Source organism: Embleya sp. NPDC001921 (genome assembly GCF_053594475.1).
Map to the genome: position 1 here is coordinate 169366 of NZ_JBSFEO010000005.1, position 16689 is coordinate 186054.

Here is a 16689-nt window from a genome sequence, read left to right on the forward strand (position 1 = left end):
GCCTCGGCGCGCCGGGTCCCGACGCCCCCGGTCCCGACGCCCCCGGCCCCGATGCGCCGGGCGCCGGAGCCCCGTGGAACGCGTCCGGGGGCGGCCCCGTCGGCGGCCGGACCGGGCTACCCGTCGGCGGCCGAAGCGGATTCCCGGTCGGCGCCCGAAGCGGGCTTCCGGTCGGCGGCGGAAGCTGGTTCCCCGCCGCCGCCTCGGCCTGACGGGCCTGCGCGGCCCGCCGCCGGGCCGCGCGGCCACCCGGAATCGGCTCGGAAACGGCGGGAAGGGCCGCTGTGGGCGGTGCGGCGAAGCCGGGCTCCACCAGGTCGCCCGAGTACGTTCCGGGCGCGTACGGGGCGATCTCCGCCGATCCGTACCCGCCACCGGGTATCGGGGGCTCGGTCAGGCCGGGAGCGGCGTGCGCCCGACGACGGGAGCCAGTCCCGCCGAGCGGCTCGGCGCCGTCGGGTCCCCGCACGTCACCAGCCAGTTCGCCAGCATCCGGTGGCCGTACTCCGTCAGCACCGACTCCGGGTGGAACTGCACGCCTTCGACCGGTCGGTCGCGGTGCCGCAGGCCCATGATCACGCCGGTCTCGGTCCATGCGGTCACCTCCAGTTCGGCCGGAATCGTGTCCGGATCCACCGCGAGCGAGTGATAGCGCGTCGCGGTGAACGGCGACGGCAGGCCGGCGAAGACGCCCGACCCCTCATGCAGCACCGGGCTGGTCTTGCCGTGCAGGAGCTCGGGTGCCCGGCCAACGGTAGCGCCGTGCGCCGCCGCGATGGACTGCATCCCCAGGCACACCCCGAAGACCGGCACCCGGCCGCCCTCGCGACGGACCATCTCCATGCAGATCCCGGCGCCCTCGGGCGTCCCGGGACCGGGCGAGAGCAGGACGCCGTCGAACTCCTCGGCCTCTTCCACGGTCACCGCGTCGTTGCGGCGCACCTCGCAGGTCGCGCCGAGTTGGTAGAGGTACTGCACGAGGTTGAAGACGAAGCTGTCGTAGTTGTCCACGACGAGAATGCGCGCGCTCATCCGGGCAGCCCTCCCGGCAGGGTCGTGGGTGAGGTCGCGCCGGCCGGGCGCGGCACGACGCCGGGACCGGTGGTGTTCGTGACGCTGTCCTGATCCACCGTCACATCGCTGAACGGCAGCAGGGGTTCCGCCCACGGGAAGACCCACGTGAACAGCGCGTACACGATCGCCAACACCAGGAGCAGGGAGATCAACAGCTTCACCCACGCGTTCCCCGGCAGAGTGCGCCAGATCCAGCCGTACATCAGGCCCAGGCCCTCTCTCGCTCGCCGCCCGCGCGGCTCGACTCGCTCATCCCTGCAACGCCGCCGGCTTGCCGGCCGCCAACGGAGTGCGCGACTCCAGGTGGCCCCAGACGATCAACCGGTGTGTGCTGCCGAACTCAGGTTCGCAGGTGGTCAGGGTGATGTACTTCCCGGCCGTCGTATAGGCCTTCTCCGGCACCGGGTCGAGCACGTGCACATCCTCGGGGATGGTCTTCAGGACCGCCTTGTCACCGGAGAGGCTGACCGGCTTGTCGATCGAGTAGACGAACCACTCGGTGATGCCCTCGATCACGATCTTGTCGCCCACCTGCAGCTTGGGCACGTTCAGGAACGGGTCGCCGTAGGTCTTGCGGTGCCCGGCGATCGCGAAGTTGCCGTCCTCGCCCGCCTGCGCGCTGCCCTTGTACCAACCCAGGCCCTTCTGCAGCTCCTTCGGCGTGACCCCGGGCCGGATCGTCTTGTACCAGTCGCTTCCGAACCGCGGCACGTACATGGTGCCGAACGGCTCGCCGTCCTCGTACGGGGCCTGCACGGGGGTCTGCGCGACCGGCACGTTCTTGGGCGCCGCCGCGACGGTCCGCTTGCGCGCCTCGTCGAGCTTGTGCATCTCGTCGGCGCGGGCCCGATCGGCCAGTACTCCGGTCCAGTAGAGCTGATAGACGACGAACAGCAGGATGACGACGCCCAGTGTGATGAAGACCTCCCCGAGGCCTCGCATCGTGGTCCGCAACACTGTCGTCAGACTCCCCTCGGTTCACCGCTGCCGATCACGTCCCGGAGACTTTCGCATACTCCAGGCCCAGCGGGCCCGTGTACCCCGGCGCGTCCAGGCGCTTCTTGTCCTCGACCTTCCAGCCGAGTCCGAACGCCTCGACGTAGTCGGTGTAGTTGGACACGCTCTTGCTCTCGTCCAGGGCGCGCCGCAGGGCGCCGGTGTCGCCCACCGCCGAGATCACGTACGGCGGCGAATACACCCGACCGTGCAGGATCAGCGTGTTGCCCACACACCGCACGGCGGACGTGGCCACGATGCGCTGGTCCATGATCTGGATCGCCCGCGCACCGCCGCTCCACAGCGCGTTCACCACGCCCTGGATGTCCTGCTGGTGCACCACCAGGTCGTCCGCGGTGGGCTCGCGCACCCCGGGCACCCGCGACTTCGCGTCCGGCGGGGCGTCGGTCAGGGTCACGGTCAGGCCCTCGCCGGACACCGGGGTGACTCCGGCCGGGTCCGCGACCGCGTCGATCCGGCCGCGTGCCTGGGGGTCGTTGGCCTGCTCCTGGACCAGCGAGTCGACGTCCCGCTGCAGCTTGGACAGGTCGTGCTGGGCACTCTCGTTGCGCCGGCCCTGGTCCCGGATCACGTCGGACAGCCGAAGCATCTGCGCGTCGCTGCGCAGATTGGTGCCGTGCGAGGTGTCGGCGCTGATCCAGAACAGCAGCCCGGCCAGGGCGAACACCACAAGAGCGGACAACCGGGGTACGATCGCACGCAAAGACATCCCGGACGGCCGCATGGCGGAGATACGCACGTCGCCGTACCCTCCTTCCGGACCTGACAGCGACTACGCTAACCGACACATCACCGGATCGTGTCGCGTGTGCTGCGCACCCACTCGTCCGGCTACATCGACAGGAGAGACTCTCGTGCCGAAGTCCCGGATCCGTAAGAAGGACGACTTCACCCCGCCGCCGCCCAAGAAGACGACCATAAAGCTGGACTCGCGCCGTTGGGTGGCGCCGTTCATGCTGGCTCTCTTCGCGATCGGCCTGCTGTGGATCGTGGTCTTCTACGTGACCGACATGCACTTCCCGGTCGAGTCCCTGAAGAACTGGAACATCGTCGTCGGCTTCGGCTTCATCGCCGCCGGCTTCGGCGTGTCCACGCAGTGGAAGTAGCGCGTCGGCGCAGCTCAGCAGGTTTTCCGGGGAAGACTCCACAGAGTTATCCACAGTGGGGATAACCGAGCAGATCCTGTGGATAACCCCTTACGGTCCAACGAGTGACCGGGATGCGAGTAACGGCTTGCATCCCGGATTCATCACTGTGGGTCATTAAACAGATTCATCGGGTGACATCGATCAGCTGATCTGTGCGTTCCTGACCAGCACGATCGCCACGATGATCGCGGTCACCGCGAGCACCGTCCCCACCTGGATCAGCGTGCGGTTGCGCTGCGGCGCGTAGACCAGCCCGATCGCGGTGACAGTGCCCGTGACCAGCCCGCCGATGTGCGCGCGCCAGTCGATCGTGCCCATGTTGAGAAACGTGATCATCAGGTTGAGCGCCAGCAGGATGAGCAGCGGGCGCAGGTCGTACCGCAGGCGGCGACCGAGCACGATCATCGCGCCGAACAGCCCGAACAGCGCTCCGGACGCGCCCAGCGAGGCCTGATGGGGGTCCGCGATCAGGTACGACAGCGCGGTGCCGCCGAACGCGGAGACCAGGTACAGGGCGATGAACCGGATCCGGCCCAGCGCGGCCTCCAGCGGCGGTCCCAGCATCCACAGGCCGACCATGTTCAGCGCGATGTGCCAGATCTGCTGGTGCAGGAACGCGGCGGTGAGCAGCCGGTACCACTGACCCTCGGCGACGCCCTGCCACTCGCCGCCCATGAAGTACCGGCCGAAGAGGATCATCCGGTCGACGAACTTGTCGCCGACCACCAGGACCAGCAGGAAGACCGCGAGGTTGAGCCCGATCAGGGTCTTGGTCACGATCGCGTTCGCGGGCGCGACCCGGCCGCCGGCTATCGTGCGTGCCTCGCGTACCTGCGCGGTGCCCTGCCGCACGCAGTCCGGGCACTGGAAACCGACCGACGCGCTCACCATGCAGTCGCCGCAGACGGGACGCTCGCAGCGCGTGCAGCGGATGTTCGACTCGCGGTCGGGATGCCGGTAGCACACGGGCGGTCCGGCCGGACCCGCCGCGCCCGGTTGTTGCTGGTCGGGGCTCATGCTCACCTTCAGGCACGCGACGCGGGCCGGGACCCGAGGGCCCCGGCCCGCGTGCTCGGGGTTCAGGACTTGACGGTCTCGACCTCGACGGTGTTGATCACGACGTCGGAGGCCGGGCGGTCGCGCATGTCGGTCTCGGTGCCGGCGATCGCGTCCACGACCTTGCGGCTCTCCGGGTCGGCGACCTCGCCGAAGATGGTGTGCTTGCGGTTCAGGTGCGGGGTGGCACCCACGGTGATGAAGAACTGGGAGCCGTTGGTGCCCGGTCCCGCGTTGGCCATCGCCAGCAGGTACGGCTTGGAGAACTGCAGATCCGGGTGGAACTCGTCGGCGAAGCGGTAGCCCGGGCCGCCGGTACCGGTGCCCAGCGGGTCACCGCCCTGGATCATGAAGCCGGAGATGACCCGGTGGAACACGGTGCCGTCGTACAGGCGCTCGGTGGTCTTCTGCCCCTTGGCCGGGTGGACCCACTCGCGCTGCCCCTGCGACAACTCCACGAAGTTCGCGACCGTCTTCGGTGCGTGGTTCGGGTACAACCGGATGCGGATGTCCCCGTGGTTGGTCTTGATGGTGGCGAAAAGATCCTCGGCCACTGATGTGCCTTCCCTACGGTTGCACGGACGGTCTTCCTGAATCCTCGAAATCCTCGCATGCTGCGGGCGGCTCCTGCCACGAGACCACCCCCGGCACGGTTCCACCGTACGGATCCCGGGCGGATACGCGGCGCATGATCCCGGGATCGTCGGGAACAGATAGCGGATGAACCCGGCGAGTAGGAGGATGTCGTGACCCGCATGGATCCGGTACGTGAGGCGACCGGCAGGACCAGGGAGCGGCTCGCCCCACACGCCGCCAACGCGAAGGACGCGGCGGCCCACTACGCGGCCACGGCCCGTGATCGAGCGGTCGAGACCACCCGCGAACGCGTGGTCCCCGCCCTGGTGCTGGCCAAGGAGAACGCCGCCCCGAGGGTGGAGCACGCGGTGGAGGCGGCTCGCCACCGGGTCCGCCACGACGTGGTGCCGCGTGTGCACCTGGTGGTCGACCAGGCCCGGGAGGCGGCCGAGCCGGTCCGTGACGAGGCTCTCGCGCGCGCCGTTGCCGCGCTGTCCGTGATCAAGGGCGAGGTGACTGCGGCGGAGATCGAGAAGGTCACCCGAAAGAAGCGGCGCCGCGGCCGAGGCCGTCGGTTCCTGCTGATCACCGCGGTCGCGGGCGGCGGCTATGTGGTCTTCTCGTGGTGGCGGCGGCGCAACGCGCAGCCCGAGTGGCTGACCGACGAACCGGATGTGGCGCCGCAGGGCTCGGCGACCACGCCGACGACCGTCGAGACGCTCGACAACGAGGTCAAGCCCGCCGAGGACGAGTTCCGCTCGACCGCGCCGAAGACCGACTGACCGCGACCCTCGTCGACACACGACACACGACACGACGAAGGGCCCGCCGCACCGGATGGTGCGGCGGGCCCTTCGTCGTGCGCACCTCGGGTGCGCGGTCTGTGGAGCCTAGGGGAGTCGAACCCCTGACATCTGCCTTGCAAAGGCAGCGCTCTACCAGCTGAGCTAAGGCCCCTCGGTGCCGAACCAGGTTACCGGTAATCGGGGTCGGGGTGGACAACACCTCACCCGGGGAAAGGGACGTTTCACGTGAAACGCGCCCTTCCCCCGGGTGGGTTCAAGCCTTTGCGGGGTCTCCCGCAAGATCTGTTCAGCGGGTGGCAGTGCCCGCCGGAACCGCGTCCGTCGCCTCGGTCCACAGATCCTGCTCGGCCCGATCCGCCTGGATCTGGCGGTAGACCAACAGGCCACCTACAGCAGCCAAAGCCACCAGGATCAGCTTCTTCATCAGCGTGGCCTCTCCGTCCTGCGAGTGACGTTCGTGCACCTGTCCGTACGCCGGAGCGCCGCGGCCGGGTTGGGCTCGACAATAACAGGTGCACCAAGGCACCGACCAATACCGAAAGTCCCGGTCAGGCGCCGGTCGGGTGACCCGCCGGGCCGGCGGGGCGGGACGAGCCGAGGGCCCCGGAGGCGGGTGCCTCCGGGGCCCTCGGCCCTGGTGTGTGCGGATGCCCTCGGTCAGTTGGGCCAGCTGCCGTGGCCGCCGCGGAGGTCGCCGCCCATGATCGGGTTGCCGCCGCCACGGGAATCGCCCGTGGACGGTGGCGGAGTGGTGCCGCCGCCGGTGTTGCCGCCGGGGCTGCCCGAGGAGGGCGGCGGCGACGAGGAGGCCGGCTGCGGGCCCTTGGAGACGGTCAGGTTGATCGTGTTGCCCTCGGTGGCCTTGGTGCCCGGGGTCTGGCTCTGCTTGATCACCGTGCCCACCGGCTTGTCCGCGCTGAACTGCTCGGACTTGGTCACCTTGAGCTGGAGGTTCTCCAACTGTGCCTTGGCGTCGTCATAGGACGAGCCGACCACGTTCGGCATGTCGTGCTGCGGCTTGCCGCTGAAGACGTTGAGGGTGACCTTGTCGCCCTCGTTCAGCTCGGTGCCGGAGTCGGGGCTGGTCGAACACACGGTGTCGCGGGTGCAGTTGGTCAGCGTCTGGCTGCGCGCCACCTCGGCCACCAGGTTCGCGGCCTTGAGCTTGGCCGTGGCCTCTTCGTCGGACAGCCCCTTGAGACCGGTGGGGACGGTGGTCTTCTTCGGACCGCCGAAGGCCCAGACCTGGATGATGTCGCCCTTCTTGGCGCTCGCCCCGGCCTCGGGGACCTGCTTGCAGATGTTCCCCTTCACCGAGCCCGCGACCTCCGGGCACTTGGAGGGATCGTTGTTCATGTTGATCTTGAAGCCGGCGTTCTCGACGGCCTTGTTCGCCTCGTCCAGGGTCTTGCCGACCAGGCTCGGCGCGCTCGCGGACTTGTCCTCGTCGCCGCCCATCAGGGTCTTGCCGACGAAGAACGCCGCGACCAGGACCGCGACGCAGGCCAGCGCGAGCAGGATCCAGGCTCCGCCGCGGGAGCGCCGGGGCTCGTCCTGCCGGTGGTCGGTGTCGTCGATCTCGTACCGGCCCGTGTTCGGCCCCTGGCCGTGCGCCGGGATGACCTGGGTCGCCCCGCCCGCGGTCGGCGGCAGGTACTGCGTCGCCGGGTCGGCCCCCATCGGGGCGGCCATCACGCTCGGCGCGCCCACCGGCAGCCCGTGCAGGGCCCGCTCGATGTCGGCGCGCATCTCGTCGGCGCTCTGGTACCGGTTGTCCGGGTTCTTGGCCAGCGACTTGAGCACGATCGAGTCGATCGTCGGCGAGACCTCCGGGTCGAAGGTGCTCGGCGGCAGCGGGTCCTCGCGCACGTGCTGATAGGCCACCGCGACCGGCGAGTCGCCGATGAACGGCGGACGCTCGGTGAGCAGTTCGTAGAGCAGGCAACCGGTGGAGTACAGGTCGGTGCGGGCGTCCACGGTCTCGCCGCGCGCCTGCTCCGGGGAGAGGTACTGGGCGGTGCCGATCACGGCCGCGGTCTGCGTCATCGTCATGCCGTTGTCGGCCATGGACCGCGCGATGCCGAAGTCCATCACCTTGACCGTGCCCTGCCGCGTCAGCATGACGTTGGCGGGCTTGATGTCGCGGTGGATGATCCCGTTGCGGTGGCTGTACTCCAGCGCCTGGAGCACGCCGGCCGTCATCTCCAGCGCGCGTTCGGGCAACAGCCGGCGGCCGGAGTGCAGCAGCTCGCGCAGCGTCGAGCCGTCCACGTACTCCATCACGATGTACGGGATCGAGATCCCGTCGATGTAGTCCTCGCCGGTGTCGTAGACCGCGACGATCGCCGGGTGGTTCAGCGAGGCGGCGGATTGCGCCTCGCGTCGGAACCGGGCCTGGAACGTAGGGTCACGGGCGAGATCGGCGCGCAGTGTCTTGACGGCCACACTGCGTCCCAGACGAATGTCACGGCCCATGTACACCTCGGCCATGCCACCACGGCCGAGGACCGCGCCGATCTCGTACCGGTCGCCGAGGCGACGCGGCTCTTCCATAACTTCCAGCCCTTCCCTTACCGGTCCACGGCCTTCGGTCTTCGGCCGGCCGAGACCGGGTCGGTTGCCCGACCGGCCCGGCGCGTTCTCCGACACGGTACCGGTGCGACGCCCCGCGGGGCCGTCACACCCGAGTCACGAGGGCACGTCGGTATCTGATTGCAGTAGTGGTCGGAGTGATCAGGTGTGCGATCGCGGGCCATGGCTCACTTCTTGACCACGGCTTCCATGATGGACTTGGCGATCGGGCCGGCGAGCTGGCCACCGGCGATGTCGTCCCGCTCGATGTTGTCGTCGGGCTCGACCACGACCGCGACGGCGATGTTCTTGCCGTCGGCGCCCTTGGCGTACGAGACGAACCACGCGTACGGCTTCTTGCCGTTGTTGAACCCCTGCTGCGCGGTACCGGTCTTGCCGCCGACCTCGACGCCCTGGATCGCGGCGGGCTTGCCGGTGCCGTCCTTGACGACGCCCTGCATCATGTCCCGCAACTGCGCCGAGACCTCGGGCGAGACGGCCTGGCTGAGCATCTGCGGCTGGGTCTTCTCCAGCACCGAGAGGTTCTGCGCCCGCAACTCGTCCACCACGTACGGCTTCATCACCTTGCCGTTGTTGGCGATCGCGGCGACGACCATGGCCATCTGCATGGGCGTGGACGCCACGCTCTCCTGGCCGATCGAGGACCGCATGAGCTGACCGCCGTCGTTGCCGCCCGGGAACAGGCTGGGCTTGACCCGGCTGGGAATGTCGAGCGGGTTGTCGTTGGCGCCCTTGCCGAAGTTGTTGAAGCCGAACTTCTCGGCCTGCTCCTTCAGCTTGGCCTCGCCCACGTCGGTGCCCAGTTGGGCGAAGACCGTGTTGCAGGACAGCTCGAGCGCTCGTTGCACGGTCGCGCCGACGCACCCCTGGTGGTTCTTCTCACTCAGCCCCTGCGTCGACGACGGGTAGAACAGCGTGTCGCCCTTGAGCGGGACCGTGGGTGCCTCGTTCGGCTTGGCCTTGCCCTCGGACAGCGCCGCCGCCGCGGTGATGAGCTTGAAGGTCGAACCGGGCGGATAGGTGTACCGGATCGCCCGGTTGTCCATCGGCATCTTCGGGTCGAACTTGGTGTCCGGCTTCTTGCGGTTCTTGTCCGTGTCCAAGGTGAGCTGGTCGTACGCCTCGGCCACCTCGTTGCGGTTGTTCTGGGCCAGGACGTTCGGGTCGTAGGACGGGGTGCTGACCATCGCGAGCACCTTGCCGGTGTCCGGGTCGATCGCGACCGCGGCGCCGGTCTTGTCCTTGAGGCCGTTGTACGCGGCCTCCTGCGCCTTGGCATTGATGGTCAGCGCGACGTTGCCGCCCCGGGTGCCCTTGTTCGTCACCGTGTCCAGCACCTTGCGGACGAACAGCCGGCTGTCCTTGCCGCTGAGGATGTCGTCGTCGATGCTCTCCAGCAGGTTCTTGCCGACGAACGGCGAGATGTAGCCGGTGACCGGCGCGTACATCGGGCCGAACTCGTACTTGCGCAGGAACTCGTACTGCTTGTCGTCGGTCTTGACCGAGCTGGTGATCGGCTTGCCCTCGACCAGGAAGTCGCCGCGCGGATGCGAGTACTTCTCGTAGATCGCGCGTTTGTTGTGGTTGTTGGTCGCGTAGTCGTCGGCTTTGACGACCTGGACCCAGTTGGCCCGAAGCATCAGCGCCGCGACCAGGATCAGGCAGAAGACGGAGACCCGCCTCAAAGGCTTGTTCACGGTATGTCCCTCCCCTGGACGTGCGTTGCGGCCGTCACGGGTTCTGCCCGCCGGTGCCGCTCTGGCCCGGTGGGCCGTACGGAGTTCCGCCGCCGGGGTTCGGCGGGGGAACGAAGGGTCTGGGTGGCGTTGCGGACCCGCCCGCGGGCGGTGTCGCGCCGGGGCCGCCGGTGGCACTGGGCACCCCGCCCGCCACGGTCAGCGCCTCGGGCGAGGCGGAACCGCCGGCCGGCGTCGAACTCGGCGCCTGCGGGGCGGGCGTGCCGGCCGCGGGGGTGCCGCCGCGGTTGGAGGCGTGCGAGCCGCGCCGGGGCGCGACGCCCTCGCTCGGGTCGAACGCCCCGGCCGGTGGGGCGGGTCGGCGGGCCGTGTCGCTGATCCGGATCAGGATCGCGATCAGGGCCCAGTTGGTGATCACGGACGAGCCGCCCTGGGCCAGGAACGGCATCGTCATACCGGTCAGCGGGATCAGGCCGGTCACGCCGCCCGCGACCACGAAGACCTGGAGCGCGACCGAGACCGACAGACCGGCCGCGAGGAGCTTGCCGAACGGGTCGCGGGCGGCCAGCGACGTGCGCAGGCCGCGCTCGATCAGCAGCGCGTACACCATGAAGATGGCCATCATCCCGGCCAGGCCCAGCTCTTCGCCGACCGTGGTGAGGATGAAGTCGCTGCGCGCCGCGAAGCCGATCTCGGTCGGGTGGCCCTGGTTGAGGCCGGTACCGAGCAGACCGCCGGTGCCGTAGCCGAACAGCGCCTGGGCGAGCTGCTCGGACTGCACCGAGCCGTCGCCGTTGTAGACCGCCAACGGGTTCAGCCAGGCCGCCACGCGGTCGTGCACGTGCGGCTCGAAGGTGCCGACGACGGTCGCGCCGCCGACCGCCATGATCACGCCGAACAGCAGCCAGCTCGTGCGCTCGGTGGCCACGTAGAGCATCACCACGAACAGGCCGAAGAACAGCAGCGAGGTGCCCAGGTCGCGTTCGAACACCAGGATCAGGATGCTCAGCAGCCAGACCACCACGATCGGGCCCATGTCCCGACCGCGCGGGAAGTACAGCCCCATCACCTTGCGACTGGCCAGCGCGAGCGCGTCCCGCTTGGCCATCAGGTAGCCCGCGAAGAAGATCGTCAGCACGATCTTGGTGAACTCGCCGGGCTGGAAGTTGAACGGGCCGAGCCGGATCCAGATCTTCGCGCCGTACATGTCGCCGGGGAACGGGATCGGCGACACCAGCAGCACCAGCGAGAGCGCCATGAACGAGTAGGTGTAGCGCTGGAGCAGCCGGTGGTCCTTCATGATCACCACGACGCCCGCGAACAGCGCGATGCCGATCGCCGAGTACATCAGCTGGGACGAGGCCGCCGCGGTGCCCTTGACGTTGTTGGGGAGGCCGATCCCCTTGACGATGTCCAGGTCGAGCCGACTGATGAACATCAGGCCCATGCCGTTGAGGAACGTGGCCAACGGCAGCAGCAGCGGGTCGGCGTACGGCGCGAACTTGCGCACCAGCAGGTGGGCGAGGCCCGCGAAGACGCCGAGGCCGAGCCCGTACTTGACCAGGCTCCCCACCGGCAGTGACCCGTCCCCCGCCAGTCCCACGTTGGCATAAGCCAGCATCGGCACCAGAACCGCGAAGCCGAGCATCATCAGCTCGGTGTTGCGGCGATTCGGTGCGGCTTGGGGGGTGATCGTCGTGTTGCTCACGGCGCTCCCCTCAGTTCGTTCCGGTGGTTCCGGGCGGTCGCGGATAGCACTGCTTGGCCAGGTCGGCCTCTTCGGCGGTGAGCCCCGATCCCGGTGCCTCCGGCACCGCGGCCGGCGGTGCGGAACTCGGTGGCGCCGATCCGGCCGGCGCGCTCGGGCTCGTCGTCGACAGGCCCCTGCCCTTGCTGCCCGGTTCGGTCGGTGGCGCCGACGAGCGGCCGCTGCGCGACGCGGTGGTCGGGGTGTGCTTGCCCATCGGGGCGTTGGTCTGGAGCGCGGCCGGCGTGCCCAGGTTCTGCTGCGGGAACAGGTCCACGCTGCCGGCGGGCTGGGCGCCGGGGGCGCCCTCGACCTTCTTCGCGTCGTCCGCCGCGTAGGCCCTGCGACACACGTCGGCCTGCCGCTTGAGCCGGTCGATGGTGTGCCGGGCCTCGGTCAGGCTGGCCGCGTCGAGCGTGCTGTTGACCGCGTCCCGGTTGGTCTGACCGATCATCGTGAGCTTCACGTCGTCGTAACTCTGGTACGTGCTCGCGAGGTTGAGGCCCAGGATCTTCGAGTCGATGCCCCGGTAGATCGCGACGTGGTCCCCTTTGTCGGCCACGAAGTACTGCGTCTGGGTCCAGTAGTACGCGCCGCCGAGCGCGGCCACGAGCACCGCGACACCGCCCCAGATGGGCAGGGTTCTGCGCAGCGTGGACTTCGGCTTGGGCTTGCGCCGGCTGCCCGGCTCGGAGACCAGCGCCTCGGTCTCGTACTCGCCGGCGGTCAGCTCCCGGGCCCGGGAGGCGGGCGTGGTCGGCAGGGTCGTGGTGTCGTCCACGATGCTGGCCACCGCGCCGACCACGATCGGGCTGTCCGAGGGCTGATCGGACGGATCCACGACGTCCGCGACGATGCACGTGATGTTGTCGGGGCCGCCGCCGCGCAGCGCGAGCTGGATCAGCTCCTGTACCGCGTCGTTGGGGTTGGCGTAGGTGAGGAGGGTGCCCTCCATCGTCTCCCGGCTGACCACCCCCGACAGGCCGTCGCTGCAGATGAGGTAACGATCGCCGGGGCGGGCCTCGCGCACCGACAGGTCCGGCTCGACGTGGCCGCGCCCGTCCAGGGCACGCATCAGCAGCGAGCGCTGCGGATGGTGGTCGGCTTCCTCCTCGGTGATCCGGCCCTCGTCGACCAGGCGTTGCACCCAGGTGTGGTCCTGGGTGATCTGTTCCAGGGCGCCGTCACGCAGGAGGTAGGCACGGGAGTCGCCGATGTGGGCGAGGCCGAGTCGGCTCCCCGTCCACAACAGCGCGGTCAGCGTGGTCCCCATGCCCTCGAGCTGGGGATCGTCGTCGACCATCACACGCAGTCGGTCGTTGGCGCGATCGACCGCCGAACGCAGCGCGTCCAGCAGGTCGGCTCCGGGCACGTCCTCGTCGAGTTCGACGATGGTGGACAGGACTTCGGAGCTGGCGACTTCGCCCGCTGCCTGCCCGCCCATGCCGTCGGCGACCGCGAGCAGCCGAGGGCCGGCATAGCCGGAGTCCTCGTTGCCTTCGCGGATCATGCCCTTGTGGGATCCGGCGGCGAAGCGGAGAGAGAGGCTCATTCAGGCTACCTGCGCAGCTCGATAACGGTCTTGCCGATGCGGATCGGCGCACCGAGCGGCACGGGGGTCGGACCGGTCAGGCGCGTACGGTCCAAATAGGTACCGTTCGTCGACCCGAGGTCTTCGACCACCCAGCTGCCGTCGGGCGCAGGGTAGATGCGGGCGTGCCGACTCGACGCGTAGTCGTCGTCGAGCACGATGGTCGAGTCGTGCGCCCGGCCGATGGTGATCTGCTGATCCGTCAGATTTATCGTCGTGCCGGTCAGCGAGCCCTCGGTGATCACCAGCTTGCTGGGGTTGTTGCGCTGGCCGCGGCGGGGCCGGGCCTGCTGCCGCTGCGGAGGCGGGGCCGGCTGCGCCTGCGAGGGCGGAGCGGCACCTCCTCCACCGGCGGCGGGCGCGGCGGTTCTGCGCCGCGCGGGTCGTTGGGTCACGCGAGTGCCGAAGAGGTCGCTACGGATCACCTGTACGGCGACGATCACGAACAACCACAGCACAGCGAGGAAACCCAACCGCATAACGGTGAGGGTCAGCTCAGACATGCGCCCGTTGTCACCCCTCGGCTTGGCGGAACACGACAGTGGTGCTGCCGAGCACGATGCGGGATCCGTCGCGCAGACCGGCACGCTGACAGTGCTGACCGTCGACGACGATCCCGTTGGTCGAACCGAGGTCCGTGATCGACGCGGGAGCGCCGATGCGGATCTCGGCGTGGTGCCGCGAGACGCTCGGATCGTCCACGCGAACTTCCACATCGGTGCTGCGGCCCAACTTCACGACTGGGGCAGTGAGCTCGTGACGCACCCCGTTGACCTCCAGCCAGGTACGCAGCCGTGGTGCCGGCGGCGGACTCTGACCGTAGGCGGCCTGCTCCCCCGGCTGCGGCCGGGGAGGCGTCGGCGTTCCCGGGGTCCCGGGCGGGCCGAAGGGCGGTGGTGCGGGCACCCCGGGCGGGGGTGGCCCGCCGGGTCGACCGTATCCATAACCCTGTGGTGGCTGCTCCGGTTGCGGCCCCCCGCCCGGGAAGGGCGGTTGGTGCGGGGGCTGCTGTTGTTCATGGTGCGACTGACTGCCCGCGAGTGCCTGACTGCGCACACGGTACAGACCCGTGTCCAGGTCGTCGGCATGCTCGAAGTGCACCTCGACCGGACCGATGAAGGAGTAGCGCTGTTGTTGCGCGTAATCCCGCACCACGGTCGCCAGCTCGCCGCCGAGTTGCTGCACGTACGGGCTCAGGCGCTCATAGTCGTGTTGGCCGAGCTCGACGACGAAGTCGTTCGGGACCATGGTTCGGTCGCGGTTCCAGATCGTCGCGTTGTTGTCGCACTCGCGCTTGAGCGCGCTGGCGATCTCGACGGGCTGGACATCCGACTTGAACGCCTTGGCGAAGGCGCCGTTGACCAGGCCCTCAAGCCGTTGCTCGAACTTCTTCAGGGGACCCACGGGCACCTCCTTCCGTACGCGATCGGCCGGTCCGGTCCTACAGTCTGCTCACTGATCGTATCCACGCGTGGGAAACGGGCGCGGTTCCCTACCGTGGCCACTGTAAGGAGTGTTGGCTTTCACAGGGATTCCTACACCCTGTTGCCCCCTCCGTGGCTCGCTTGCAGTAGTTGTGCCGCGACCGTGTGCGTGGCCGGGGTCGAAGCCCGTTCACCGTACGGTGCAGGGCAAGCATGCCGGAGAGGCGGGGGTCGTGGGGATCCCGGTCCACAAAGATGAACCGTTGGTTGCTGTGGGTGTCCATACGGATGCTCATGGTGTGAGCGGTGCGGCCTGCGGGTATGGATTCGTATCGGACCTCGCGCCCGTGCTAATCTTTGATTGCTCGCGCGGGTGGCGGAATAGGCAGACGCGCTGGATTCAGGTTCCAGTGCCCGAAAGGGCGTGGGGGTTCAACTCCCCCCTCGCGCACCGAGCAAAGGCCCCAGGTCATCGACCTGGGGCCTTTCCGTATGTCCCGCCGGGTAGGTCTGGTGGTGTCGTGGCGGGTCTTGGCGGTGGGCCGTGCGCCGGCTCCGGGGAGGATCGGTAGATGTCGGGGACTGCGGTGGGGCGGGAGTTCATCGTTCCGGGTTTTCGGGACAGGTCGGATGTGGCGTCCAAGGCGCTGGGCAAGGGGCTGCGCGAGCGGGTCTCGCGCACCGCGCACGCCGACTTCGAGCCCGCGGTGGATCGGCCCGGTGTGGTGGAGAGCGTCGAGCGGGCCAACGCAGGGCGGCTCGACCACCTGGTGCCGTTGCGGATCGGACGGATGGCGGCCTCGCCGTTCGCGTTCCTGCGCGGGTCGGCCGGGTTGATGGCGGCCGACCTGGCCGCGCAGCCGGTCACCGGGTTGACCGGGCAGATCTGCGGTGACGCGCACGCCGGGAACTTCGGGGTGTTCGGCACCGCCGAGGGCCGGTTGGTGATGGACCTCAACGACTTCGACGAGACCGTGCAGGGCCCGTGGGAGTGGGACCTCAAGCGGCTGACCGCGTCGCTGGTGGTGGCCGGTCGGGTGGGCGGCCTGGACGCGGACGCGTGCCGGGCGGCCGCCTACGACGCGGCTGCCTCGTATCGCAGGACGATGGCGGTGCTGGCCCGGATGCCGGTGTTGCAGGCGTGGCACGCGATCGCCGACGAGTCGCTGGTGGCGCACGCGGACGCGGGCGAGTTGTCCGGGCTGCTGGCCCAGGTGACCGCGAAGGCCCGGCGCAACACCAGCGCCCGGTTCGCGGCCAAGTCGACCCGGCAACGCTCTGACGGCACGTGGCACTTCGTCCCGGAGCCGCCGGTGCTGACCGCGGTGGACGACGACCTCGCCCGTGCGGTGGCGGCCGGCCTGGAGAGCTACGTGGACACCCTGTCCACCGAACGGCGCCCGCTGCTGGCCCGGTTCGCGATCGAGGACGTGGCGTTTCGGGTGGTGGGCACCGGCAGCGTGGGCACCCGGGCGTACGTGGTGCTGTTGCTGGGCAACGGGGACGAGCCGCTGGTGCTCCAGGTGAAGGAGGCGCGGCCCTCCGCGCTCGCGCCGTATCTGCCGCACGCCCACGTCGAGCACGAGGGGCGTCGGGTCGTGGTCGGCCAGAAGTGGATGCAGGCCGGTACCGACGCGCTGCTGGGCTGGACCTCGATCGACGGGCGCGCGTACATGGTGCGGCGGTTCCGCAACATGAAGGGGAGCATCGACCCGGGTGTGCTGGCCGCGCACGAGATAGACGACTACGGGCGGATGACCGGCGCGCTGCTGGCCCGCGCGCACAGCCACTCCGTGGACCCCAAGGTGCTGGCCGGCTACTGCGGCAAGAGCGACAAGCTGGAGGAGGCGTTCGCCCGGTTCGCGGTGCGCTACGCGGATCGCACCGAGGCCGACCACGAACAACTGCTCGCGGCCGTGCGCTCGGGTCGGCTGCCGGCCGAGACCGGGGTCTGACCCGGG

16 protein-coding genes and 2 tRNA genes are annotated in these 16689 nt (G+C 69.3%); 4 read left to right on the forward strand and 14 right to left on the reverse strand.

Features of this window, described 5'->3' with window-relative positions; translation table 11 throughout:
• Window positions 1-393 precede the first annotated feature (393 nt).
• The 4 genes from ACWCPW_RS07790 to ACWCPW_RS07805 all read right to left on the reverse strand — a co-directional run bounded on the left by ACWCPW_RS07790 (window position 394) and on the right by ACWCPW_RS07805 (window position 2815).
• Window positions 394-1032 carry an aminodeoxychorismate/anthranilate synthase component II gene (locus ACWCPW_RS07790; protein WP_449760661.1) on the reverse strand — a complete coding sequence of 213 codons (639 nt, stop codon included), beginning with the start codon at window positions 1030-1032 and terminating at the stop codon, window positions 394-396.
• Window positions 1029-1235 (reverse strand): hypothetical protein, encoded by a 207-nt coding sequence (locus tag ACWCPW_RS07795; protein ID WP_449760818.1) that lies wholly within the window; start codon window positions 1233-1235, stop codon window positions 1029-1031. The genes ACWCPW_RS07790 and ACWCPW_RS07795 overlap by 4 nt, the downstream gene beginning before the upstream one ends.
• Before the next feature lie 88 nt (window positions 1236-1323).
• On the reverse strand, window positions 1324-2016 hold the full coding sequence (locus tag ACWCPW_RS07800) for a class E sortase (RefSeq protein WP_449760662.1): 693 nt from the start codon (window positions 2014-2016) through the stop codon (window positions 1324-1326).
• A gap of 49 nt (window positions 2017-2065) precedes the next feature.
• The gene (locus tag ACWCPW_RS07805) at window positions 2066-2815 is read right to left on the reverse strand and encodes a DUF881 domain-containing protein (protein WP_449760810.1); all 750 of its coding nucleotides are present in this window, start codon (window positions 2813-2815) and stop codon (window positions 2066-2068) included.
• A 130-nt stretch (window positions 2816-2945) separates the two neighbouring features.
• Here ACWCPW_RS07805 and crgA point away from each other — a divergent pair, with 130 nt between their 5' ends.
• Complete coding sequence (gene crgA / locus ACWCPW_RS07810) at window positions 2946-3197, forward strand: cell division protein CrgA (RefSeq protein ID WP_449760663.1); 252 nt, start codon at window positions 2946-2948, stop codon at window positions 3195-3197.
• 183 nt (window positions 3198-3380) lie between these two features.
• Here the strand turns inward: crgA and ACWCPW_RS07815 are convergent, their stop codons facing one another.
• Together ACWCPW_RS07815 and ACWCPW_RS07820 are read right to left on the reverse strand one after the other, a co-directional pair.
• Entirely contained in the window at window positions 3381-4256 is an 876-nt protein-coding gene (locus tag ACWCPW_RS07815; RefSeq protein WP_449760664.1) for a rhomboid family intramembrane serine protease, read from the reverse strand.
• Window positions 4257-4318: 62 nt separating this feature from the next.
• Window positions 4319-4849: a peptidylprolyl isomerase gene (locus ACWCPW_RS07820; RefSeq protein ID WP_449760665.1), complete on the reverse strand. Its 531-nt coding sequence runs from the start codon at window positions 4847-4849 to the stop codon at window positions 4319-4321.
• A gap of 201 nt (window positions 4850-5050) precedes the next feature.
• Here ACWCPW_RS07820 and ACWCPW_RS07825 point away from each other — a divergent pair, with 201 nt between their 5' ends.
• On the forward strand, window positions 5051-5653 hold the full coding sequence (locus tag ACWCPW_RS07825; protein ID WP_449760811.1) for a DUF5324 family protein: 603 nt from the start codon (window positions 5051-5053) through the stop codon (window positions 5651-5653).
• A gap of 102 nt (window positions 5654-5755) precedes the next feature.
• Here ACWCPW_RS07825 and ACWCPW_RS07830 read toward each other — a convergent pair.
• The 8 genes from ACWCPW_RS07830 to ACWCPW_RS07865 all read right to left on the reverse strand — a co-directional run bounded on the left by ACWCPW_RS07830 (window position 5756) and on the right by ACWCPW_RS07865 (window position 14708).
• Window positions 5756-5828 (reverse strand) — tRNA-Ala (locus tag ACWCPW_RS07830).
• 135 nt (window positions 5829-5963) lie between these two features.
• Complete coding sequence (locus ACWCPW_RS07835; protein ID WP_020557117.1) at window positions 5964-6101, reverse strand: DLW-39 family protein; 138 nt, start codon at window positions 6099-6101, stop codon at window positions 5964-5966.
• 233 nt (window positions 6102-6334) lie between these two features.
• The gene (gene pknB, locus ACWCPW_RS07840; protein ID WP_449760666.1) at window positions 6335-8230 is read right to left on the reverse strand and encodes a Stk1 family PASTA domain-containing Ser/Thr kinase; all 1896 of its coding nucleotides are present in this window, start codon (window positions 8228-8230) and stop codon (window positions 6335-6337) included.
• A 206-nt stretch (window positions 8231-8436) separates the two neighbouring features.
• Window positions 8437-9966 (reverse strand): peptidoglycan D,D-transpeptidase FtsI family protein, encoded by a 1530-nt coding sequence (locus tag ACWCPW_RS07845; protein WP_449760667.1) that lies wholly within the window; start codon window positions 9964-9966, stop codon window positions 8437-8439.
• Between the two features lie 34 nt (window positions 9967-10000).
• Window positions 10001-11674: an FtsW/RodA/SpoVE family cell cycle protein gene (locus ACWCPW_RS07850; protein WP_449760668.1), complete on the reverse strand. Its 1674-nt coding sequence runs from the start codon at window positions 11672-11674 to the stop codon at window positions 10001-10003.
• A 10-nt stretch (window positions 11675-11684) separates the two neighbouring features.
• Window positions 11685-13265 carry a PP2C family protein-serine/threonine phosphatase gene (locus tag ACWCPW_RS07855; protein ID WP_449760669.1) on the reverse strand — a complete coding sequence of 527 codons (1581 nt, stop codon included), beginning with the start codon at window positions 13263-13265 and terminating at the stop codon, window positions 11685-11687.
• A gap of 5 nt (window positions 13266-13270) precedes the next feature.
• Window positions 13271-13807 carry an FHA domain-containing protein FhaB/FipA gene (locus tag ACWCPW_RS07860; RefSeq protein WP_395867704.1) on the reverse strand — a complete coding sequence of 179 codons (537 nt, stop codon included), beginning with the start codon at window positions 13805-13807 and terminating at the stop codon, window positions 13271-13273.
• 10 nt (window positions 13808-13817) lie between these two features.
• Complete coding sequence (locus tag ACWCPW_RS07865) at window positions 13818-14708, reverse strand: FhaA domain-containing protein (protein ID WP_395867702.1); 891 nt, start codon at window positions 14706-14708, stop codon at window positions 13818-13820.
• A 387-nt stretch (window positions 14709-15095) separates the two neighbouring features.
• Between ACWCPW_RS07865 and ACWCPW_RS07870 the strand changes: the two genes are divergently transcribed.
• Both ACWCPW_RS07870 and ACWCPW_RS07875 read left to right on the forward strand, forming a co-directional pair.
• Window positions 15096-15179 (forward strand) — tRNA-Leu (locus tag ACWCPW_RS07870).
• A 121-nt stretch (window positions 15180-15300) separates the two neighbouring features.
• Entirely contained in the window at window positions 15301-16683 is a 1383-nt protein-coding gene (locus ACWCPW_RS07875; RefSeq protein ID WP_449760670.1) for a DUF2252 domain-containing protein, read from the forward strand.
• Window positions 16684-16689: the final 6 nt, after the last annotated feature.